The sequence below is a fragment of the Agromyces sp. H66 genome, assembly GCF_004959775.1.
Lineage (GTDB): Bacteria > Actinomycetota > Actinomycetes > Actinomycetales > Microbacteriaceae > Agromyces.
Window position 1 is genome coordinate 662,237 of the sequence record NZ_SJZG01000001.1, and the last position, 19,867, is coordinate 682,103.

Genomic DNA, 19,867 nt, shown 5'->3' on the forward strand with positions numbered 1-19,867 from the left:
GCTGCTACACGACGAGGAGCACGATTCCGACAGCCAGGAGCGTGGCCGCGAGTACCGCGATGACGGCAACCTGCCGCCGTCCGGGGTTCGTGTGCTTCAGGGCGATGGCGAGTGGTCCGATGGGCTTGATGGGCATGCTTGCTCCTCTGGTCGGATTGATTGACGGGACCGTGCGCAGGGCGCCGAAGGCCACGCCCGATGGGGCGATGTCGGCCTCTGCCGCGCCTTCCAAGTCGGCGAGCCACTGTTCGCGGTGGCGCGCGCGGCTCTCAGCATCGACGAGAAACGACGCCACGAAGATCACCAGCCGCCAGATCCTGTTCATGCCAGGCGCCCGTCTGTTCGGGGAGCAGTGCGACTGCGCAAAGCTCGCTGGATGTCGCGTTCGGCGAGCAACTCGACAGCGGCACTCGCACCCTCGGAGGTGAACTCGTACAGGCGGCGACGGGGTCCAGGCCGGGCGTCGTCGTGCTCCCACTCGGACGTGACCCACCCGGCCCGTTCCAGACGTTCCAGCACCGGGTACACCGTGCCCGGAGCACGACCGGACTCCTTGATCACCTGCAACCCCCACACGTTGCTGCCACCGGCGCGCAAGGCGCGAAGCACATCAACGGTGGCGTCTGTGACACGCGATAGCGGCTCCATGGGCATTATTCTATCTATATCGAGATAGCGCGCAACGAGCGCAAGCCACCGGATGCTTCTGGGTCTGCTGCGTGAGGAGGTGACATCCGGGGTTGGCTCGCTCTCGGTGGGCGGACTGGAGGGATGTCACCTTGCCCGGGGCGTGGCTGCGGCGTCCGTCAACTGTAATCCGCTGGTCGCGCCCAGACGGCTCAGCCGGCCGCCCGCACACCGAACAGCCGCCGGTACTGGGTGGGCGTGGTCTGCAGCACGTTGAGGAAGTGGTGCCGCATGACGGCGGCGGCGCCGAAGCCGGTCTCGCGGGCGATCTCTTCGAGGGTGAGGGATGTCTCCTCGAGCAGTTGCTGGGCGCGCAGCAGTCGCTGGCGGTTGAGCCATGCGTTGGGCGTGGTGTCGGTCTCGGCGCGGAACCGGCGCGCGAACGTGCGCGGCGACATGAGGGTCCCGCACCCTGAGCGCCGAGGTCGAGTACACGGTCGATGGGCAGACCGCGAAGCTCACCTACCCGGCTGTGAAGGATGCTGCCGGGAAGACGATCCTCGGCGCGGAGACCGTGACCACGGTCTACGACGCCGCGTCGTCGATGCCGTCGTGGATGAGCGGCGGCTTCGGGTGGGGCACGTATGTCGCGGCATCCCGGTTCGCTGCCGACGGCCGCCCGTTGCTGGCCGATCTCGGGAACACGTACGGCGCTGTCGTGTCGTACCGGTACGAGGATGGCACGAAGCGGTTGTCTGGGATCAGCCTGGACCGCGAACGCATCAACGGCACCGAACTCGACCTGCGCTACACGTACGACCAGGCCGGGAATGTCACGAGCATCACGGATGCCCCGACCAGGCCCAGATCTCATCGGTGCGGCATCGCAGGACAACCAGTGCTTCGGCTATGACGGTCTCGCCCGCCTGCAGACCGCGTGGACGGCCGGCGACGGCGACTGCACCCGGGCGCCGTCCGCTGTTGGGATGGGTGGTGCGGCGCCGTACTGGACGAACTACACGTACGACGTCCTCGGCAACCGCACGAAGCAGACCACGACCACCGCTGACGGCACCGCGACCACGACGACGTACGCGCACGGCGCGGGCGCGGCGGGCCCGCACGCGGTCACGAGCGCCACCGTGGCGGGTGTGCCCACGACGTACGGGTACGACACGGCCGGGAACCGCACCAGCGTCGAGGCCGGCGGGGTGACCACGGGATACACGTGGGATGCCGAGGGCGAACTCATCACGGCCGGTGACACGTCGAACGTGTACGACGCCGACGGGAACCGGATCGTCCGCACCGATCCCACCGGGACGACCGTGTACGCGGGCGGGCAAGAGATCCATATCTCATTGACCGGGACAGTGAAGGCCACCAGGTACTACGGGTTCGCCGGCGGGACGGTCGCGGTGCGCACCGACCGGGGCCTCGGCGACGGGGTGACATCGTTGGTTACCGACCATCACGGCACCCCGGTCGCCGCGATCCCGAACGGCGGCCACCCCACCACCACCCCGATCAACCGGCTCTACACCGACCCCTTCGGCGCCACCCGCGGCACCTCGAACGCCTCGACAATCCCAGGCGATAGCCAGTTCCTCGGGAAGACCCGTGACGAGGCGACCGGGCTCACCCAGGTCGGCGCCCGCTACTACGACGAAGCCGTGGGCGGGTTCATCAGCATCGACCCGATCCTCGACCTCAACGACCCGCAACAGTGGAACGCATACGCCTACGCCGGCAACAGTCCCATTAGGGGCCGTCTCCCAAGTCGCCCGCTTGTAAGGTCCAAGTGTGAGTGCGTTCGACCCTGAAGAGGATCTTGGCCACGATCTTGGCTTCCGCCTGCTGTGGAACACCCCAGTCACCTTGTTCTATCGACCACATGTCTTGGAGGAGACGTCTGCGTGGCTCGCAGAGCACGGATATCAGATCACCGTTCTGGACGCGTCGTCCTGGTCTGCCGAGGCGGATCTTCATCGGGATGTCGCTCAGGCACTGAGTTTCCCTGATTATTACGGCCACAACCTCGACGCGCTGAACGATTGCTTGCGTGACGTTGTAAGCCAAGGGTATGGGTGGAATCCCCACGCAACAGGCCTTGTGTTGGTGTTCACCGGATATGACGCGTTCGCCGCGAGACGCCCGCGGCCCGCGCAGGTCGTTCTTGACCTCCTCGCGAAGCATTCTCGTGTCGCGGCGTTGCTCGGACGGAGGATGATCTGCCTGGTGCAGAGCAACGACCCCCGAATCAGCTTCGATGCGGTCGGGGCCGATCCCGTACTTTGGAACGACGCAGAGTGGCTGAACCCGAGTCGTCCCTCGAACTCATCCACGATGCGCTCTTGACCGCGCCAGTCGACCGCTCACGTCGGATGTTGGCGTCAGAGCCAGGCGGGGATCGCGGCGAGGACGACGCCGCCGCGGAAGATGACCGCGTGCCGGTCATACCGCGTGGCAAGGCCCCGCCGTTCCTTCATGAGGTTGAACGCACACTCGACCGTGTGCCGGCGTTTGTACGTGTCCCGGTCGTAGCTGACTGGGCGGCCGCCGGCTGAGCCGCGGCGGCGCCGGTTGGCTTGCTGGTCGCGCTTCTCTGGGATCACCGCCTGGATTCGGCGTCGGCGCAATTCAGCGCGGATCGCTCGGGATGAGTACGCCCGATCCGCCAACACCGCCGCCGGTTTGGTGCGGGGCCGACCGACGTCTGGGCGGAACACCCGCACATGGTCCAGGAGAGGCAGGAACAAAGGCGAGTCCGCCCCCTGCCCGGGACCGACGAGGATCGCAAGGGGGCGCCGTCGCCCGTCGACGACGTGATGGATCTTCGTGGACAGGCCACCACGGGACCGTCCGACGGCGTGATCGGGCGGTTCGGTGCGGGGATTCTTGTGATTCGACAGATCCCCCTGTGACACGCGGGAACCGGGTCGCGTGCTGGTGAGCACGGACGATCGTGGAGTCCACGCAGACCACCCAGTCGATGTCACCGACAGTGTCCGCAGCGGTCAACAGGGTCGCGAGGATCCGGTCCCAGGTGCCATCCACCGAGAACCGCCGGTGCCGCTTCCACACCGTCTGCCACGGCCCGAACCGCTCCGTCAGGTCCCGCCACGGCAGGCCCGTCCGGTACCGGAAGATGATCCCCTCGACCACCTGACGGTGATCACGCCACGGACGACTCCGACGCAGGTGGTACCGTGCGAGAAGGCGGCGCATTCCAGAACAAGATTCACAGTATCTCCCCTAACCATGGCTGGTATCAGGATGCTGTCGACTGGGGTGAACGATGGTTAGTGACGAACGGGTATCCGAAGTGAATCCGACCCCCAATATGCGCGTCCTTCAGCCCTCAAGACGGGCTCCAAGACCAGGTGACGTATTCGTGTTTCAGCTCCCTGACGAATCATTCCGAATCGGAATGGTCGTGAGGACTGATGCGCGTTGGACGCGAGCAGCTGGAGCCAAACCGGCGGTCCTCATCTACATCTTCGACTACGCTGCTGCTTCTCCCGACGACATACCGAAGGATGCACTACGGCCCGATCGGTTGCTCGTTCGGCCGATCCTGACGAACCGACTCCCGTGGACGCGCGGATACTTCCGGAACGTCGAGAACATCTCGGGAGATGAGGTCGAACTTCTTCCCATGCACTGCTTCTCTGATGAAGCAGTGACCGGGGCGTTCTTCGATGAGATGAGCAATCGGATCTCTAAACCCGTGGGCCCTGTCGGCGAGTACGGTCTTCAGAGCTTTCGCACCATCGACGACATTGTCAGCGACGCAGTCGGCATCCCTCGTGCCGCCGCGGACTGATCGCGATATGGGGCTCTTCGTCACAAAGTGGGGGCGAGGTTGGAAGGATCCGGATCGAGGTCGAATTCTGATTCGGCCTGGGTTTTGTTCCTATCGGTGTCCTTGTCCGGCGGGCGCCGGCTGGGCTGACTCCTGGTCAGCGCAATACGCCTGCTCGACCCCGATCGGGGTGCGCAGGTCGAGCTCGCCGTGCAGTCGCTGGTTGTTCCACCACCACACGTACTCAAGCGTCGCTTGGTGCCCCAATCTTCGGGCAGTCCGGCTCATCACGTGTGTTGCATCCATCTATGAGCGACGCACTCGCCAACGTACCCACGCGGTTCCAGAAGATGCGCATCTTCGGACAGTGCGCTGAGATCGAATGTATGAACACGGCTCTCAATCAAGGAAGGGGCGTCGCGGGGTGCGGTGATCGATACCCGCGCCGTGGGCGCGACGCCGCCCGGGCGTGGTCTAATGAAAGCCCCTTGCAGTGTCTGCAAGTCTGTGATGAATCAGTTCGGGGTGAAGCCCCGATGACACGCCTAAGGGATGTTCTGATCAGCGCGTACTTTCGAGGTTTTCGCGAAAGTGAGATCGAAGCCCACCGTCTCGTCGCGATGGCAATCATCGACGCGGCGCTCGGCGTCGAGTCGATGGGCACAGCCCCGATCGATATCCTTCGTCAAGCGAAATCGGCGTTGGCAGCTGGGCCCCTATCCGCGGACGCCGCTGATGGCTACTCGGATCAACTCCACGCCTACCTCGTCGAGAAGAACGGCCAGGCGGTGGTCCAGAAAGATCGGGAGGACAAGGCGATCCGCGCGGCTTTCGAGGCATTCCATTCCTCCGTTGATTACAGTGGGGTGGAAGGTATGGCGGTCGAGACTGAGTCGCTATTAACGGGTGAAGCCGGCGACATTCTCTGACTGAGCCGCCCCGGCGTGTTCGGAGACTTGATTTCTTGGAAGGGTCGTCTTTTCGCCGCGCCCCAGCGTCTATCGGTGCGAGCTTCGTGAGCCCATCGGTGCGAGGGGCGCAGAGAGTGCGCTCGTGAGGTACCGGGGTGATCAGACGCGATGACCGTGGGAGCCGCGATGCTGGGCCTCACAACATGCACGTTGTATAGCGCAAGTGTTGTAGACTGGGGCCGATGTGGACAGGGGTCTGTCCGATGAACGGTGTTTCTGGGTCGGCGGTCATTAGTTGATGCGGCCTTCGAAGGCGATCGCGAACGCGTTCAGTGCCGGCTTCCATCTCGTGGCCCAGCGTGCCCTGCCGCGCCCGGTCGGGTCAAGTGAGCGGGTCACGAGGTAGAGGCACTTCAGTGCGGCCGCGTCGTTGGGGAAGTGACCGCGCGCCCTGACGGCGCGGCGGTAGCGGGCGTTGAGCGACTCGATCGCATTGGTCGAGCACACGATCCGACGGATCTCGACGTCCCAGTCCAGGAACGGCACGAACTCACTCCACACGGATTGCCAGAGCTTCGTGATCGCCGGGTAGCGGCCGCCCCACTTCTCGTCGAACTCCGCGAACCGGGCCTGCGCAGCGGCCTCGGTCGGTGCCGTGTACACCGGCCGGAGGTCTTTGCCGAGCTCTTCCCAGTCCGCGCGGGACGCGAAGCGGAACGTGCCCCGGATCAAATGGATGATGCAGGTCTGCACGATCGCGAGCGGCCAGGCCGTGTTGATCGATTCCGGCAGACCCTTCAGCCCGTCGCAGACGGCGATGCAGACGTCCTCGACGCCGCGGTTCTTGATCTCGGTCAGCACGCCGAGCCAGAACTTCGCGCCCTCGCCGCCGTCGCCGGCCCAGATGCCGAGGATGTCGCGTTCACCGTTCACGGTGACGCCGACGGCGATGTAGAACGGCTTGTTCCGCACCTGCCCGTCGCGGACCTTCACGACGAGGGCGTCGATGAACACCACCGGGTACACGCGGTCCAGCGGCCGGTTCATCCACTCGGTCATCTCGTCGACGACCTTGTCCGTGATCCGACTGATCGTGTCCTTCGACACGCTCGCGCCGTACACGTCGTCGAAGTGCGCCGCGACCTCCCCGGTCGTCAACCCGCGCGCCGTCAGCGACAGCACGATCTCGTCGACCCCGTCCAGGCGGCGTTGCCGCTTCTTCACGATCTGCGGCTCGAACGAGCCCGCCCGGTCCCGCGGCACGTCGATCTGCACCGGCCCCACCTCGGTGAGCACGGTCTTCGACCTTGTGCCGTTGCGGACATTGCCACCCGCGGCCGGCTGGTGCTTGTCGCGGCCGAGATGCTCGCTCATCTCGACCTCGAGCGCGGACTCCAGCACCCGCTTCGTCAACCCGTTCAGCAGCCCATCCGGGCCGATCAGATCGACCCCTGCTCCTTCGCCTGCCTGAGCAGCTGCTCCGCGAGCTGCTGCTCATCGATGATCTCTCCCGTCACGGGATCGATCATCTCGGTCGTGTCCATCACGGCCTGTTCCTTCCGGTCAGGCCGACCCAGAAACACCGAAAATCAGACAGTCCCGATCAGAAACGGTCGACCCGCCGGTCACTGGCTCGTCGTCTGGAAGTGCTGGGTGGTGGCAGCAGGCGAGCTCCGCAGGCTTGTTCGCGTCGGAGGTGCTGTGGCAGTTGACGCTGAACAACACGGCGGACGTCGTCAACGCGCTGGCTTCGCTCGGCAACGCCATTCTCAGCCATCCAGAGGAGGTCACCGCGCTGCTGCTCGGCCTGCTCGGCATCCTCGGCGGGGTCGGCGGAACTGCGGGCGGTGGCGCGGTGTGCCTCAGCGGCGTCGGCTGCCTCGCTGGTGGTCCCGCCGCCGCAGCATCTGTCGCGCTCGTGGCTGCCGGAGCTACCGCGGTAGGCATTGCCGGCTCGAGCCTGATCCAGCACGCCCAAACCGACAGCAGCATGCAGGTCATGAACCGCAACTCAGCTGGCGGAAACGGCGGTGCGGCCGAGGGGAACGGCCTATCGGCTTCGGAACAGAGGGTTCTGAAGTCCCTTGAGGATCAGCGTGACTCCCATGTCGCCAAGCTTGATGCCTATCGCGCGAATCCTGATGCCTACGACAACAGGGGCCTTCTCGAGAATGCCGCAACTCCAGAGATTCGCGAGTCGATCATCAGCGGTCGAATTAATCATCTTGAGAAGGAGATACGCGGATTTCAACAGCAGATCGACCAACTACGTGGAAGAAGATAGTGCTGTGGAGATATCAATCGAACTGCTGCGTAGGGCTAGCACGCTGCTATTGGATCACCTCGAGGAGATCGGCGGCGATGTTGTGGAGGTCGACGAGGACTACTTCTGGAGCGTCGCGCCCGAGCAGTTGTATTCGCTCTACGAGAAGCCAACCGAGCACACGGTTGGATCCCTGAGTGATTCGCTTGAAAACGTAACTGAGATCGCGGACGGCACGCGCGCAACAATCTCCTACGGCTTGGTTTGGCTCGCCGATATTCTGGGCGCGGTTGGCCGCAACGTCGTACGGTGAAGAACCCCGCCAGGTTTGAGTAGTCCACCGCGGAGGTAGTCGACCGGGTCGCCGACGACGTAGTTGACATCGATCGAACGAACCTGATCGATGAGCAACTTGGTCGGGCGGTCATCGATCGCAATTCGGTCGGTGAACGGAGCGTCCCGCCGAGGTCGAGGTGGGGACGACGGTGCCAACCGACAAGTGAGCCGCCCCGGCGTGTTCGGAGACCTGATTTCTTGGAAGGGTCGTCTTTTCGCCGCGCCCCAGCGTGTATCGGTGCGAGCTCCGTGAGCCCGTCGTTGAGACGGGCGCAGAGGGTGCCCTCCTCCCGTCCGGGTTTATCAGACGTGATGATCCTGAGGACCCGCGATGCTGTGGCACAACATGCACGTTGTATAGCGCAAGCGTTGTAGACTGGGGTCGATGTGGACAGTGGATGTCGAGTTCGTCGAGGAGTGGTTGACCTCGCTGGATGAGTCGTCCTATGAACAGGTCGTCGCGGCGTTGGAGTTGCTTGCCGAGCATGGTCCGCACTTGGGTCGTCCGCTGGTGGATTCGGTCGTCGGCTCTCGTCATCGGAACATGAAGGAGTTGCGGCCGGGCTCGAGCGGTCGATCCGAGTTGCGGGTGCTGTTCGCGTTCGATCCGCAACGGCAGGCGATCCTGTTGGTCGCCGGTGATAAGGCCGGCAACTGGAAGAAGTGGTACACGAAGAACATTCCTGTCGCAGACGATCGGTTCGACGATCACCTGGAACGGCGGGGGAGGACATGATGACCAAGGGTCTTGATGAACTGCTGCGGCAGCGCCCGGTTGACCGCGCCCGGGTCGATGCGCAGAAGAAGCGCATGCTGGACGAAGTTCGCGCGTATCGGCTTCGGGAACTCCGCGAGGCATCCGAGTTGACGCAGGTCGAACTCGCGGAGCGGTTGCAGGTGAGTCAGAACCGGGTCTCTCGAATCGAGCACGGCGATATCGAACGCGCCCAGGTCGACACACTGCGCCGCTACGTCGAGGCTGTCGGCGGGCACCTCCGCATCGAAGTCGAACTCGGAGACGAACGCATCCAGATCGCGTGAACACGGGCCGGCGGGCCCGATTGATCACCAAGGTTCAGGCTCCGCGTTGATGTTTTCGTCCTTCAACGAGTCAGCGTCGGCGCGGAACCGTTCCAACCAGCGTTCATGATCGAGCACACGCGGCGCCCGGCGCAGTGCATCGGATGTGCTCTCGCCGGGCTCCGCCGCCTCGCGGAGGACGCACTCTGATTCGGACTGCGCTTTGTTCCGGTCGGTATCCCTGTTTCGCTCGCAATCAAATATGATGGTGGTGTCATATTCGGAAGGCGGTGGTCATCATGACGACGTCATCGACGCTCGTTCGCGCCGCGCGAAAGAGCCGGCACCTCACCCAGTCGAGGCTTGCAGAGCTGACCGGTATCGATCAGGCGAGCGTCTCGCACCACGAGCGGGGGAGGGATGCCGCGTTCAGCACCGTTGACCGGTTGCTCGCCGGTACCGGGCACCGACTGTACGCCGCTCCGACGCGTCGGGATGACGCTGCGACCGCGGCGGCCGCGATCCGCGGTTATCTTCATGCCAAGGATCCGGATCGAGCGCTGCGTGCGCTGCTTCAGTTGAACGACGATCTCAACGCCGAGCATGGTCTCGTCCGAGGCATCCTCGCGCTGGCTGAACCGGAGCCCACAGGGGACCGGGTGTGGGATGCAGCGATCGCCGCGCTCGTGGCCTGGCGACTGAACCAGGAACGGATTCCACTGCCCGCCTGGGTGGACGACCCCGATCGGGTGGCGGGCGAACCTACGGTCTTCAGGGTCGACCCTGCCGACCCCGCGCCCGGGCGTGACGACGTCCCGGACGAGTTCGCTGAGCGTGGCGTGCTTGCTTGGGCCGACACATTCGCGAGCGTCTGATGCCGGGCACTGCGCTCGACCGGGATGAGATCATCACCGGTCTCCGAGACCTCGTCGCCGAGCTTCGCGCCGCCGGCGAGGTCGCAGGCATCCGACTGGTTGGCGGAGCAGCGCTCGCCCTGCGCTACTTCGACCGAGGAACCACACAGGATCTGGATGCGCTGCACGCACACCCGGGCTCTGACGAGTCGGTCGCCGCAGCCGCCGAGCGGGTTGCCAACCGGCACGGTTGGGATCCGCACTGGCTGAACTTCGAGGTGAACAACGCCGACGCGATCCCGACTCTCGGCCGCGCGGTGGAGTGGGACACGATCTACGACAAGCACGGCATCATCATCCAGGTCGCGTCGAAGGAAGCGATGCTCGCGATGAAGCTCCGCGCGAACAGACCCGGTCGCGATACTCGCGACATTCGGCTCCTGCTCGCGCTCTGCGAGATCCGCACGCTCGAGGACGCGGAGGAACTCTACGAGGAGTTCTACCCAGGCGACCTACTCCCCGACCGCGCAGCGCGAATGGTCACCGCCATCCTCGCCGGGGAACCGACATCAACGCCGCCCTCGCCTGGCCGGATCGAGATATGAGGGGGCTGCTGCAAGGATAGGTAACCGCCGCGACCCGGTCAGCCGGCCGCCCGCACGCCGAACAGCCGCCGGTACTGGGTGGGAGTGGTCTGCAGCACCTTGAGGAAGTGGTGCCGCATGACGGCGGCCGCGCCGAAGCCGGTCTCGCGGGCGATCTCCTCGAGGGTGAGGGATGTCTCCTCGAGCAGTTGCTGGGCACGCAGCAGCCGCTGGCGGTTGAGCCACGCGTTGGGCGTGGTGCCGGTCTCGGCGCGGAACCGCCTCGCGAACGTGCGCGGCGACATGAGGGCCTTGCGGGCGAGCAGGTCGACGGTGAGGTCCTGGTCGAGGTGCTCGAGCATCCACTCGGTGACCTTCGCGAACGAGTCGCTGCCGCGGTCGGGCACGGGCGTCTGGATGAACTGCGACTGCCCGCCGTCGCGCTGCGGCGGCACGACCATGCGGCGCGCCACGATGTTCGCCGCGCTCGCGCCGAGTTCGGTGCGCACGATGTGCAGCGCCGCGTCGATGCCCGCGGCCGTGCCGGCGCCGGTGACGACCTTGCCGTCTTGCACGAAGAGCACGTCGGGGTCGACCTCGGTGTTGGGGAACAGGCGTGCCATCTTGTCGGTGTACATCCAGTGGGTGGTCGCCCGCCGGCCGTCGAGCACCCCGGCATAGCCCAGGGTGAACGCGCCCGAGCACACCGAGAGCACCCAGGCGCCGCGGTCGACGGCGTGCCGGATCACGTCGAGCACCCGCTCGTCGGCGGGCGATCCGACCAGCGAGGCCGGCACCGCGACGAGATCGGCCTCGTACGCGAAGTCGAGGCCCTCGTTCACGACGACGTCGAATCCGAGCTTCGTCGAGATCGGACCGGGGTCGGCGGCGACGACGTGGAAGTCGAAGGTGGGCCCGCCGTGCTCCCGGCGGTCGATGCCGAAGACCTCGCAGATCACGCCGAACTCGAACGGCGCCATCTGGGGCAAGGCGATGCAGGCGATGGTCTGGAGCACGGGATCCTCCGAATGGCAGAAAATAATCGTTCTGCTGTCACTCTGCCACTATCGGCAGGATGTCGCAAGGAGTAGAATTTCTGCCATGACCACCATCGTCTTCCTCGTCATCGCGGGCCTCGCCGTGTGGGGCGTGCTCGCCACCGTGCTACGCCTCGAGGGCGACGGCTACGGACGGCCCGAGATCCGCGACCGCAACCGGCACGCGGAGAACCTGCCGACCCGCGTCGTCTGAGCGCACCCCGGGCCGGAGGCATCCGTCAGCTCGTACCCGCGCCCCTCACTACGATCGAGTGAGCGCGGGGACCGGCCCCACGTGGAGGGCGGGAACATGAGCTGGATGGTCACCGGAGGCGCCGGATACATCGGCGCGCACGTCGTGCGGGCGTTCGCCGATCAGGGCATCGACACGGTCGTCGTCGACGATCTCTCGAGCGGCCGGCACGCGTTCCTCCCTCCGGCCACGCCGTTCGTGCACGGCACGATCCTCGACGGAGCGCAGCTCGAGGCCACCATGAAGCGCTTCAACGTGCAGGGCGTCGTGCACCTCGCCGGCTTCAAGTACGCGGGCGTCTCGGTCAGCCGGCCGTTGCACACCTACCGGCAGAACGTCACCGGCACGGCGACGCTGCTCGCCGCCATGGAGGCCACGGGGGTCGACCGCATCGTGTTCTCGTCGAGCGCCGCCGTGTACGGCACGCCCGACGTCGACCTCGTCACGGAGGACACGGAGCGGCATCCCGAGTCACCGTACGGCGAGTCCAAGCTCATCGGCGAGTGGCTGCTCGCCGACCAGGCGCGCGCGACCGGCCTGCGGCACACCAGTCTGCGCTACTTCAACGTCGTCGGCTCGGGATCGGCCGAGGTCTACGACGCGAGCCCCCACAACCTCTTCCCACTCGTCTTCGACGCGCTGCTCGAAGGTCGCACTCCCCGGATCAACGGCGGCGACTACCCGACGCCCGACGGCACGTGCGTGCGCGACTACATCCACGTGGCCGACCTCGCCGCAGCGCACGTCGTGGCGGCCTGGCGGCTCGACGCCGGCGACTCCCTCGAGCCCGTGTACAACCTCGGATCGGGCGACGGCGTCTCGGTGGGGGAGATCATGCGCGCCGTCGCGGCCGTCACCGGCATCGAATTCGCGCCCGAGATCGGCCCGCGGCGCCCCGGCGACCCGGCCCGCATCGTCGCGTCGGGCGAGCTCGCCGCACGCGACCTCGACTGGCGGATGCGGCACACGCTCGCCGAGATGGTCGACAGCGCCTGGGAGGCCCGCCGCGCGGCATCCGTCGACTGATCCGCCGTCGACGAACTCGACCGCCGGGAGATTCGCGCCCTGCCAGGGTGGCCCCCGCACTGGGGGATGACATTTCGCCCAGCCGAGAATGTAACGTCTGCGGAACACCGTCGGCGTGTCGCGCCCGGGTTGAAGCCTCGATTGCCGCTTGAGGGTTTACGATCTGCGACTTGACTCTCACGAATTACACCGGTGTAATTGGTCATGACACACCCTCTGGGTGGTCGGTACAACTGGGTGGGAGACGATATGGGCAATCCTGAATATCGTTCTGGAGTACCTGACGATTGGTTCGTCGATCCGGTGAGACTCGGCGTTCCGGGGGTTCGTCCGGGGGCAGACGACGAGAATCCGTTGGCATGGCAGAGCGACGCGTTATGTGCACAGACCGATCCCGAGGCGTTCTTCCCTGAAAAGGGCGGTTCGACTCGCGACGCGAAGAAGATCTGCACCGGATGCGAAGTGCGCGGCGAGTGCCTGGAGTACGCACTCGCGAACGACGAGCGTTTCGGCATCTGGGGCGGGCTCTCCGAGCGCGAGCGCCGCAAGCTCCGCAAACGCGCCGTGTGACGTCGACCCGGTGCGGGCGATGGCCCGCACCGGGCGGCGGCGCGCGCGCCAGGCGTCCGTTGCGTGATCATGAGGTCACGTCGCGGGCGCCTGTTTCATGGCGCGCCCGGCTCGGTTCCGGATGCCGCGACGAGGGCCGCTTAGGCTGACCCCGATGTTCCCCAGAGTCACCGCCGTCCTCGTCGTGCGTCACGGCGGCGACCACCTCGCCGGCACCCTCGACGGCATCCGATCGCAGGTGCGGACGCCCGACGCGCTCGTCGTCGTCCTCGCCGCAGCCGACGCCCAGGCACGCGAGCAGGCCGCGGCGGCCGGGGCGACGCACGTCGTCGAACTGCAGGAACCGCTGAGCTTCGGCGAGGCCGTGCGTGCGGGCGAGCGGGTACTCGACGCTCCCGAGTCCGACGCCGACGCGCTCTGGCTTCTCGCCGAGGATTCCGCACCCGAGGCCGACGCGCTCGCCGCCCTCGTCGCCGCCCTCGAGACCGCGAGGTCCGTGGCCGTTGCGGGGCCGAAGCTCATGGAGTGGGACGAACCCGAACGGATCGCAGGGATGGGCCGAACGCTGACGCGCCTCGGCCGCAGCGTTCCCATCGTCGCCGGCGAGCTCGACCAGGGCCAGCACGACCGCCTCAGCGACGTGCTCGGACTCGACCCCGCCGCCATGCTCGTGCGCCACACCGTGTGGCGCGCGCTCGACGGCTTCGATCCCGCGCTGCCGACGGTCGACGACGCGCTCGACCTCGGCGTGCGCGCGCGCCTCGCCGGGCACCGCATCGCCGTCGTCCCGGAGGCGCGGGTGCGATTCGCCGCCGACGGCGTGGCCGGCCCCGAGGGAGACGGCCGCGGTCGCGCCGTGCGGCGGCGTGCCCGGGCGGCGCGGGCGGCCGAACTGCACCGCAGGCTCGTCTACGCGCACGCGGCGCTCGTGCCGCTGCACTGGCTCAGCTTCCTCCCGCTCGCGCTGTTGCGTTCGATCCGACACCTGCTCGTCAAGCGGCCTGGAGCCATCGCCGGGGAGTTCGCCGCCGCCCTCGTCACGATGTTCTCGGCGAGGCGCGTCGCCCGTGCACGTCGAGTGCTCGCGAGGTCGCGCACGACCGGCTGGTCGTCGATCGCACCGCTGCGGATGCAGCCCGACGAGGTGCGCCGGCGACGTCAGGCGGCGGCCGAGGCGCGTCGCGCCCGGGCTCGTGGGCGTACCGACGAGCTGCAGTTCCTGGGCGCGGGCGGCGGCTGGGTGCTGCTCGCCACGAGCGCCGCCTCGATCGGCCTGTTCTCGTGGCTCATCGGGGCGACGGGCGTGGGCGGCGGCGGGCTTCTGCCACTCTCGGGATTCGCCGAACTCTGGCGCAACGCCGCCTACGGATGGCGCGACATCGGCACCGGCTTCGCGGGCGCCGCCGACCCGTTCGCGGCCGTGCTGGCCGTGCTCGGCTCCCTGACGTTCTGGTCGCCATCGTTCGCCGTCGTGCTGCTCTGGCTCGTCGCGCTCCCCGCCGCGGCGATGGGCGTGTGGTTCGCGGCATCCCGACTCACCGAGCGCGGCTCGGTCCGTGCCCTCGCGGCCATCGCCTGGGCCGCGGCGCCGATGTTCCTCGCCGCGCTCGCCGACGGACGCCCGGGCGCCGTTCTCGCCCATGTGCTCCTCGGCTGGCTCGTGTTCGCCGTGCTCGGCGCGGCGACGTCGTGGGCCGCGGCCGCGACGGCGTCGCTGCTGTTCGCGGCGGTCGTCGCCGCGGCGCCGAGCCTCACGCCGGCGCTCGTCGTCGGCTGGGTCGTCGCCCTCGCCGTGAGCGGCCGTGCCGCCGTGCGACTCGCCGGTCTCCCGATCCCCGCGCTCGCCCTCGCGCTGCCGCTCGTGATCGAGCAGGTCGGTCGCGGCACGCCGTTGGGCCTCCTCGCCGACCCCGGCGTGCCGGTCGGCGGGACGACCCCGACCGCGTGGCAGCTCGCGCTCGGCCTGCCCGGCGGCGGATGGGGCGGATGGGAGGAGCTCGTGCGCGCGGTGACGCCGCTCGACCCCCGCATCGTGGCATCCGTGCTCGTCGCACCGCTCGTGCTCACCGCGCTCGCGGCGGTGTTCTCGCCCCACCTCCGACGCGCCCTGCTCGCACTCGGCACGGTCCTCGCCGGATTCGCCACCGCCATCGCGGCGACGCACGTCTCGGTCGCGAGCGTCGGCCTCGAGGTCGTGCCCCTCTGGTCGGGCGCCGGTCTCAGCCTCGCGTGGCTCGGGCTCATCCTCGCGGCCGTCGTCGCACTCGACGCCCTGCGCCGCGGCGCCGCCGTGATCGCAGGTACAGTCGCGCTGGTCGCGATCGTCGCGGTCGCGCCGTCGGTCGTGGCGATCGCGACCGGCGCCGTGCCGCTCGCGCCCGCGGGCGAGCGCAGCCTGCCGGCGTACGTGGTCGCCCAGGCCGAGGCGGATCCGCGGGTCACGACGCTCGTGATGGAACCCGAGCGGGACGGCGGCATCCGGGCCACCCTCGAGCACGGCACCGGAGCCACGCTCGACGACCAGTCCACCCTCGACCAGACGCGCACCGAGCTCACCGCCGACGAGGAGGAACTCGCGACGATCGCCGGCAACCTCGCCTCGCGCAGCGGGTTCGACCCCGAGGCCGCGGTACGCGAGTTCGGCGTCGCGTTCGTGCTGCTCGTGCCCGCGACCGACGACGCGCGGGAACCGACGCAGGCCGAGACGCGTGCCCGCACCGCGCTCGACGGCAACGCGTCGCTCGTCGCCGTCGGCGAGACCGACTTCGGCACCCTGTGGCGGTTCGCCGCAGCCGAGCAGGATGCCGCGGCCGCACGCATCCCAGCCGGCGCGGGCGGCTGGCTCTCGGCCGTCATCACCACCGTGCAGCTCGTCGTGATCGGCGCGACACTGCTCCTGTCGATCCCCACCGGGGCCGGACGCGAGCCCGATCGCCGTCCGGTGCGGCGCCGCCCGCGCCGCCGCTTCCTGCCGCCGCGGCCCGCTGCGCGTGGGGCCGAGGAGGCGCCGGTCGAGGCATCCGTCGACCGCACCCACCCGACCGCCGACGCGCCGGAAGGAGACGACGATGGCCGTTGACCGGAAGCTCCTGCGCATCGGCGCTCGCGCACTCGCGTTCGTCGCGGCCGCCGCGCTCGCCGTCGGCACCGTCGCGGCAGCCGCGCTCGTGCCGTGGCCCGAGCACCGCGCCGAGGTGCCGTCGCTCGAGGTGCAGCCCGCGGAGAGTCGGCAGCTGCGAGTCTGCCCCGGACCCCTGCTCGCCCTCGGCGAGGACCCGACGGCCGCGACCACCGCGTCGTCCGTCGGTTCCGCCGACCTGGTGACCGCGACCGAGCCGTCGGGCGTCGCCCTCGAGGAGGTGCCGCTCGAGGCGCCGGGCAACCCGCGCGCCGCCGAGGACGGCTCGCCCGTCGCGATCGCCGCGGAGCCCGGTGGCGTCGACGCGGGCATGCTCGCGGGCGCGCAGTCGCAGACGGTCGAGAGCGAGAACCTGTCGGGATTCACCGCGGCGGCGTGCGGCGAGGCCGTCGCCGAGTCATGGCTAGTAGCCGGGTCGACGAGTCTCGGCCGCAGCGGGCTCGTGCTCCTCTCGAACCCGTCGGCCGTCGCCGCGACCGTGGACGTGCGCGTGATCGGCGAGACCGGAGCCGTCGAGGCTCCGTCGGCGCTCGGGATAATCGTGCCGCCCGGCACGCAGCGCGTGCTCTCGCTCGCCGGCCTCGCGCCGAACCTCACGTCGCCCGTCGTGCACGTCACGGCGACCGGCGGCGGGATCGCGGCGAGCCTCGAGCACTCGGTCGTCGTCGGCCTCGCGCCCGCCGGCATCGAGCTCACGGGCGCCACGGCCGCCCCGTCGACGCGCCAGGTGATCCCGGGGTTCCTCGTGCCGCAATCGGGTGGCGTCGAGGCGACCGAGGACCACGCCGACGGCGACGAACACCCCGCCGTGCGCCTGCTCGCACCCGGTGACGCGACCGCCGAGGTCTCGATCGGCGTCGTCCCCGAGTCGGGGTCGGGCGGCACCACGATCGAGGCGACGCTGCAGCCGGGCCAGGTCGTCGACGTGCCGCTCGGCGTGCTCGACGCGGGCGCCTACACGATCCGCATCGAGTCGGACGCCCCGGTCGTCGCCGCCGCACGCGCCACGGTGGGGGCGACCACCGGACAGACGGATGCCTCGGCGCCCGGCGACCTCGCCTGGACCGTCGCCACGGCGCCGCTCCTCGATGCGGCCGTCGTCGCGGTGCCGCCCGGGCCGTCGCCGACGCTGCACCTCGTGAATCCCGACGCCGACGCCGCGGCCGAGGTCACGGTCGCGAGCAACGGATCGGAGCGCACCGTCACGGTGCCCGCGGCGGGCGCCGCGTCGGTGCAACTCGAGGGCGGGGCGTCCGTCGTGCTCCGCGGCACCGAGGGGCTGTACGCGACGGTGTCGTTCGCGGGCGACGACCAGCTGGCGTCGTTCGGCGTGCAGCCGCCCGGCCCGCTCGACTCGCCGATCCGGGTGTACCCGCGCTGACGCGACGCCCGGGCGCGGGCGACGCGTCGCGCCTCAGAGGTGCCGATAGCGGCCCGGCGCGAGCTCCCACGGGTCCTTGTCGAGGAGCTCGGCGACCGCCCGGAACACGCAGCTCTCGATCAGGAGCTTCTCGTCGCGGTCCTCGCCCTCCTGCAACCGCAGGAAGCGCACGATGGGCAGCCGGTAGAACGTGATGCGGCGCTCGTCGTGCCAGACCTTCCATCGGTCGATGTGGTCGCCGTGGATCGCCTCGGCCGGAGCCTGCGCCACCTCGAACACGACGCCCTCGAGTTCGGGCCAGAGGCCGCGCAGGTAGGCCGCGGTGGTCGCGATCGTGAAGTCGAACTCGTCGAGGCGGGTGCGGAGCGGTTCGAGGTGCGGACCGGTCACGGCCGAGCGGATGCCGCGGCCGTGCCGGTCTCGCGCGAGTCGACGCGGAGAACGTGGTGTCGCGACACGACGGGATCGAGGCATGCCTTCCATCGTAATGTCCGCTGCCGTCGCTACTCTGGTGAAGCCATGAGACGTTGTTCGCGCACCGCATGCGCCGCCGAGGCGGTCGCGACGCTGACGTTCGACTATGCCGACTCGATGGCCGTGCTCGGCCCGCTCGCCATCACGCGCGAGCCGCACGGCTACGACCTGTGCGCGCGCCACGCCGAGCGCACCTCGGCACCGGTGGGCTGGCAGGTGGTGCGGCACGTCTCACTCGGTGAGGTAGGTTTCAAGGCGTGAATTCTGCTGCACCATCCGAGGCTCGCGCGCGCCTCGACGCCATCGTGAAGGCCTACGACGTCCGCGGCATCGTGGGGGAGGGTCTCACCGTCGCGACGGTCGAAGCGCTCGGTGCGGCGTTCGTCGACGAGGTCGGAGCGGCGGGCGGCCGCATCGTGGTCGGCCACGACATGCGCGATTCGTCTCCCGGCTTCGCGACCGCCTTCGCGCGCGGTGCGACGCGACGCGGCGCCGACGTCGTGGCCATCGGCCTCTGCTCCACCGACGAGACCTACTTCGCCTCGGGTTCGATGAACGCGCCGGCGGCCATGTTCACCGCGAGCCACAACCCCGCCGCCTACAACGGCATCAAGTTCTCGCGCGCGGGCGCCCAAGGCATCTCGCTCGACACCGGGCTCGCCGCCATCCGCGACCGGGCCGCCGACCACCTCGAGCAGGGCATCGCGGATGCCCCGACCACGGGTTCGGTCGTCGAGGTCGACGTGCTCCACGACTACGCGGCCCACCTCCGCTCACTCGTCGACCTCAGCGGCATCCGACCGCTCAAGATCGTCGTCGACGCCGGCAACGGCATGGGCGGCCTCACGGTGCCGGCCGTGCTCGGCGAGGCCGCCGGCCTGCCCGCGCTGCCCCTCGAGATCGTGCCGCTGTACTTCGAGCTCGACGGCACGTTCCCGAACCACGAGGCGAACCCGCTCGAGCCCGCCAACCTCGTCGACCTGCAGCGCGCCGTCGTCGAGCACGGCGCCGACCTCGGGCTCGCCTTCGACGGCGACGCCGACCGCTGCTTCGTCGTCGACGAACGGGGCGAGGCGGTCACCCCGTCGGCGATCGCCGCGATCGTGGCGCTGCGCGAGATCGCGCGCGTGCGCGCCGCGGGCGAGCACGATGTCGTCGTGATCCACAACCTCATCACCTCGCGCATCGTGCCCGAGGTGATCGAGGAGGCCGGGGCGCTCGCGGTGCGCACCCGCGTGGGCCACTCGCTCATCAAGGACCGCATGGCGGAGACCGGCGCGGTCTTCGGCGGCGAGCACTCGGCGCACTACTACTTCCGCGACTTCTGGGGCGCCGACAACGGCATGCTCGCGGCCATGCACGTGCTCGCCGAGCTGGGGGCGCAGGAGGCCCCGCTCTCCGAGTTCGCGGCACGGTTCGACCCCTACGCGCTCTCGGGCGAGATCAACTCGACCGTCTCCGACGTGCCCGCGGCGTACACGCGCATCGTCGAGGCGTTCACCGGCCGCGCCGACTTCGACGAGCTCGACGGACTCACGGTCACGGGCATCACCGCGGGCGACGAGCCGTTCTGGTGGTTCAACGTGC

Annotated in this window: 22 protein-coding genes and 3 pseudogenes; 18 read left to right on the forward strand and 7 right to left on the reverse strand. The window is 68.6% G+C overall.

What is annotated here, in order from left to right; translation table 11 throughout:
- Positions 1 to 4 precede the first annotated feature (4 nt).
- The 3 genes and pseudogenes from EZM51_RS03140 to EZM51_RS03150 form a co-directional block, all read right to left on the reverse strand.
- Positions 5 to 325 (reverse strand): hypothetical protein, encoded by a 321-nt coding sequence (locus EZM51_RS03140; RefSeq protein WP_136706745.1) that lies wholly within the window; start codon positions 323 to 325, stop codon positions 5 to 7.
- On the reverse strand, positions 322 to 648 hold the full coding sequence (locus tag EZM51_RS03145) for a helix-turn-helix transcriptional regulator (RefSeq protein WP_136706746.1): 327 nt from the start codon (positions 646 to 648) through the stop codon (positions 322 to 324). Before EZM51_RS03145 ends, EZM51_RS03140 begins: the two co-directional genes overlap by 4 nt.
- A 191-nt stretch (positions 649 to 839) precedes the next feature.
- Positions 840 to 1,085: pseudogene (locus tag EZM51_RS03150) on the reverse strand (helix-turn-helix domain-containing protein); the annotation flags it as partial.
- A 74-nt stretch (positions 1,086 to 1,159) separates the two neighbouring features.
- Here EZM51_RS03150 and EZM51_RS03155 point away from each other — a divergent pair.
- The 3 genes from EZM51_RS03155 to EZM51_RS03165 are packed head-to-tail and all read left to right on the forward strand — an operon-like array spanning position 1,160 to position 2,985.
- A complete protein-coding gene (locus EZM51_RS03155) occupies positions 1,160 to 1,540 on the forward strand; it encodes a hypothetical protein (protein WP_136706748.1) in 381 nt (126 codons plus the stop codon).
- A complete protein-coding gene (locus EZM51_RS03160) occupies positions 1,476 to 2,450 on the forward strand; it encodes an RHS repeat-associated core domain-containing protein (RefSeq protein ID WP_169053771.1) in 975 nt (324 codons plus the stop codon). Before EZM51_RS03155 ends, EZM51_RS03160 begins: the two co-directional genes overlap by 65 nt.
- Entirely contained in the window at positions 2,431 to 2,985 is a 555-nt protein-coding gene (locus EZM51_RS03165; RefSeq protein WP_136706750.1) for a barstar family protein, read from the forward strand. The genes EZM51_RS03160 and EZM51_RS03165 overlap by 20 nt, the downstream gene beginning before the upstream one ends.
- A 35-nt stretch (positions 2,986 to 3,020) precedes the next feature.
- Here the strand turns inward: EZM51_RS03165 and EZM51_RS03170 are convergent.
- A pseudogene (locus EZM51_RS03170) lies at positions 3,021 to 3,825 on the reverse strand (IS5 family transposase); the annotation flags it as partial.
- Positions 3,826 to 3,970: 145 nt separating this feature from the next.
- Here EZM51_RS03170 and EZM51_RS03180 point away from each other — a divergent pair.
- Positions 3,971 to 4,453 (forward strand): Imm26 family immunity protein, encoded by a 483-nt coding sequence (locus EZM51_RS03180; RefSeq protein ID WP_282568127.1) that lies wholly within the window; start codon positions 3,971 to 3,973, stop codon positions 4,451 to 4,453.
- Between the two features lie 287 nt (positions 4,454 to 4,740).
- Positions 4,741 to 5,361 (forward strand): hypothetical protein, encoded by a 621-nt coding sequence (locus tag EZM51_RS03185; protein ID WP_136706754.1) that lies wholly within the window; start codon positions 4,741 to 4,743, stop codon positions 5,359 to 5,361.
- A gap of 273 nt (positions 5,362 to 5,634) precedes the next feature.
- On the opposite strand, the pseudogene EZM51_RS03190 reads toward EZM51_RS03185, so the two are convergent.
- Positions 5,635 to 6,887, reverse strand: a pseudogene (locus EZM51_RS03190) (IS256 family transposase).
- 164 nt (positions 6,888 to 7,051) lie between these two features.
- Here EZM51_RS03190 and EZM51_RS03195 point away from each other — a divergent pair.
- From EZM51_RS03195 to EZM51_RS03230, 6 genes are all read left to right on the forward strand, one after another.
- The gene (locus EZM51_RS03195) at positions 7,052 to 7,627 is read left to right on the forward strand and encodes a hypothetical protein (RefSeq protein ID WP_169053773.1); all 576 of its coding nucleotides are present in this window, start codon (positions 7,052 to 7,054) and stop codon (positions 7,625 to 7,627) included.
- A 4-nt stretch (positions 7,628 to 7,631) separates the two neighbouring features.
- On the forward strand, positions 7,632 to 7,919 hold the full coding sequence (locus EZM51_RS03200) for a hypothetical protein (protein ID WP_136706756.1): 288 nt from the start codon (positions 7,632 to 7,634) through the stop codon (positions 7,917 to 7,919).
- A 408-nt stretch (positions 7,920 to 8,327) separates the two neighbouring features.
- Positions 8,328 to 8,678 carry a type II toxin-antitoxin system RelE/ParE family toxin gene (locus EZM51_RS03210; protein ID WP_136706758.1) on the forward strand — a complete coding sequence of 117 codons (351 nt, stop codon included), beginning with the start codon at positions 8,328 to 8,330 and terminating at the stop codon, positions 8,676 to 8,678.
- Positions 8,675 to 8,983, forward strand: coding sequence for a helix-turn-helix domain-containing protein (locus EZM51_RS03215; protein ID WP_248305432.1), 309 nt, complete (start codon positions 8,675 to 8,677; stop codon positions 8,981 to 8,983). The genes EZM51_RS03210 and EZM51_RS03215 overlap by 4 nt, the downstream gene beginning before the upstream one ends.
- 278 nt (positions 8,984 to 9,261) lie before the next feature.
- A complete protein-coding gene (locus EZM51_RS03225) occupies positions 9,262 to 9,837 on the forward strand; it encodes a helix-turn-helix transcriptional regulator (RefSeq protein WP_136706759.1) in 576 nt (191 codons plus the stop codon).
- Positions 9,837 to 10,421 (forward strand): hypothetical protein, encoded by a 585-nt coding sequence (locus EZM51_RS03230; protein ID WP_136706760.1) that lies wholly within the window; start codon positions 9,837 to 9,839, stop codon positions 10,419 to 10,421. The genes EZM51_RS03225 and EZM51_RS03230 overlap by 1 nt, the downstream gene beginning before the upstream one ends.
- Positions 10,422 to 10,459: 38 nt before the next feature.
- Here the strand turns inward: EZM51_RS03230 and EZM51_RS03235 are convergent, their stop codons facing one another.
- A complete protein-coding gene (locus tag EZM51_RS03235; protein ID WP_136706761.1) occupies positions 10,460 to 11,416 on the reverse strand; it encodes a helix-turn-helix domain-containing protein in 957 nt (318 codons plus the stop codon).
- 85 nt (positions 11,417 to 11,501) lie between these two features.
- Here EZM51_RS03235 and EZM51_RS20455 point away from each other — a divergent pair, with 85 nt between their 5' ends.
- The 5 genes from EZM51_RS20455 (at position 11,502) to EZM51_RS03255 (ending at position 17,806) form a co-directional block, all read left to right on the forward strand.
- Entirely contained in the window at positions 11,502 to 11,651 is a 150-nt protein-coding gene (locus EZM51_RS20455) for a hypothetical protein (RefSeq protein ID WP_169053774.1), read from the forward strand.
- Between the two features lie 96 nt (positions 11,652 to 11,747).
- The gene (gene galE, locus EZM51_RS03240; protein ID WP_136706762.1) at positions 11,748 to 12,716 is read left to right on the forward strand and encodes a UDP-glucose 4-epimerase GalE; all 969 of its coding nucleotides are present in this window, start codon (positions 11,748 to 11,750) and stop codon (positions 12,714 to 12,716) included.
- Between the two features lie 249 nt (positions 12,717 to 12,965).
- Positions 12,966 to 13,286: a WhiB family transcriptional regulator gene (locus EZM51_RS03245; RefSeq protein ID WP_136706763.1), complete on the forward strand. Its 321-nt coding sequence runs from the start codon at positions 12,966 to 12,968 to the stop codon at positions 13,284 to 13,286.
- 154 nt (positions 13,287 to 13,440) lie between these two features.
- Positions 13,441 to 16,365, forward strand: a complete 2,925-nt coding sequence (locus EZM51_RS03250; RefSeq protein WP_169053775.1) for a glycosyltransferase — start codon at positions 13,441 to 13,443, stop codon at positions 16,363 to 16,365.
- Positions 16,355 to 17,806 (forward strand): DUF5719 family protein, encoded by a 1,452-nt coding sequence (locus EZM51_RS03255; protein ID WP_136706765.1) that lies wholly within the window; start codon positions 16,355 to 16,357, stop codon positions 17,804 to 17,806. Before EZM51_RS03250 ends, EZM51_RS03255 begins: the two co-directional genes overlap by 11 nt.
- 33 nt (positions 17,807 to 17,839) lie before the next feature.
- Here the strand turns inward: EZM51_RS03255 and EZM51_RS03260 are convergent, their stop codons facing one another.
- Positions 17,840 to 18,280: a hypothetical protein gene (locus EZM51_RS03260; protein ID WP_136706766.1), complete on the reverse strand. Its 441-nt coding sequence runs from the start codon at positions 18,278 to 18,280 to the stop codon at positions 17,840 to 17,842.
- A 45-nt stretch (positions 18,281 to 18,325) separates the two neighbouring features.
- On the opposite strand from EZM51_RS03260, the gene EZM51_RS03265 reads away from it, so the two are divergent.
- Both EZM51_RS03265 and EZM51_RS03270 read left to right on the forward strand, forming a co-directional pair.
- Complete coding sequence (locus EZM51_RS03265; RefSeq protein WP_136706767.1) at positions 18,326 to 18,541, forward strand: DUF3499 family protein; 216 nt, start codon at positions 18,326 to 18,328, stop codon at positions 18,539 to 18,541.
- Positions 18,538 to 19,867 (forward strand): phosphomannomutase/phosphoglucomutase (locus tag EZM51_RS03270; RefSeq protein ID WP_136706768.1); only part of this gene is annotated, 1,330 nt, incomplete at its 3' end. The genes EZM51_RS03265 and EZM51_RS03270, both read left to right, overlap by 4 nt.

Excerpts from the sequence above, each read along its gene's own strand:
- EZM51_RS03265 (WP_136706767.1), top strand. The coding sequence starts at position 18,326 with ATGAGACGTTGTTCGCGCACCGCATGCGCCGCCGAGGCGGTCGCGACG.
- EZM51_RS03210 (WP_136706758.1), top strand. The coding sequence starts at position 8,328 with ATGTGGACAGTGGATGTCGAGTTCGTCGAGGAGTGGTTGACCTCGCTG.
- EZM51_RS03230 (WP_136706760.1), top strand. The coding sequence starts at position 9,837 with ATGCCGGGCACTGCGCTCGACCGGGATGAGATCATCACCGGTCTCCGA.
- EZM51_RS03185 (WP_136706754.1), top strand. The coding sequence starts at position 4,741 with ATGAGCGACGCACTCGCCAACGTACCCACGCGGTTCCAGAAGATGCGC.
- EZM51_RS03225 (WP_136706759.1), top strand. The coding sequence starts at position 9,262 with ATGACGACGTCATCGACGCTCGTTCGCGCCGCGCGAAAGAGCCGGCAC.
- galE (WP_136706762.1), top strand. The coding sequence starts at position 11,748 with ATGAGCTGGATGGTCACCGGAGGCGCCGGATACATCGGCGCGCACGTC.
- EZM51_RS03250 (WP_169053775.1), top strand. The coding sequence starts at position 13,441 with ATGTTCCCCAGAGTCACCGCCGTCCTCGTCGTGCGTCACGGCGGCGAC.
- EZM51_RS03255 (WP_136706765.1), top strand. The coding sequence starts at position 16,355 with ATGGCCGTTGACCGGAAGCTCCTGCGCATCGGCGCTCGCGCACTCGCG.
- EZM51_RS20455 (WP_169053774.1), top strand. The coding sequence starts at position 11,502 with ATGACCACCATCGTCTTCCTCGTCATCGCGGGCCTCGCCGTGTGGGGC.
- EZM51_RS03180 (WP_282568127.1), top strand. The coding sequence starts at position 3,971 with ATGCGCGTCCTTCAGCCCTCAAGACGGGCTCCAAGACCAGGTGACGTA.
- EZM51_RS03260 (WP_136706766.1), bottom strand. The coding sequence starts at position 18,280 with ATGCCTCGATCCCGTCGTGTCGCGACACCACGTTCTCCGCGTCGACTC.
- EZM51_RS03140 (WP_136706745.1), bottom strand. The coding sequence starts at position 325 with ATGAACAGGATCTGGCGGCTGGTGATCTTCGTGGCGTCGTTTCTCGTC.
- EZM51_RS03160 (WP_169053771.1), top strand. The coding sequence starts at position 1,476 with ATGCCCCGACCAGGCCCAGATCTCATCGGTGCGGCATCGCAGGACAAC.
- EZM51_RS03145 (WP_136706746.1), bottom strand. The coding sequence starts at position 648 with ATGGAGCCGCTATCGCGTGTCACAGACGCCACCGTTGATGTGCTTCGC.
- EZM51_RS03215 (WP_248305432.1), top strand. The coding sequence starts at position 8,675 with ATGATGACCAAGGGTCTTGATGAACTGCTGCGGCAGCGCCCGGTTGAC.
- EZM51_RS03245 (WP_136706763.1), top strand. The coding sequence starts at position 12,966 with ATGGGCAATCCTGAATATCGTTCTGGAGTACCTGACGATTGGTTCGTC.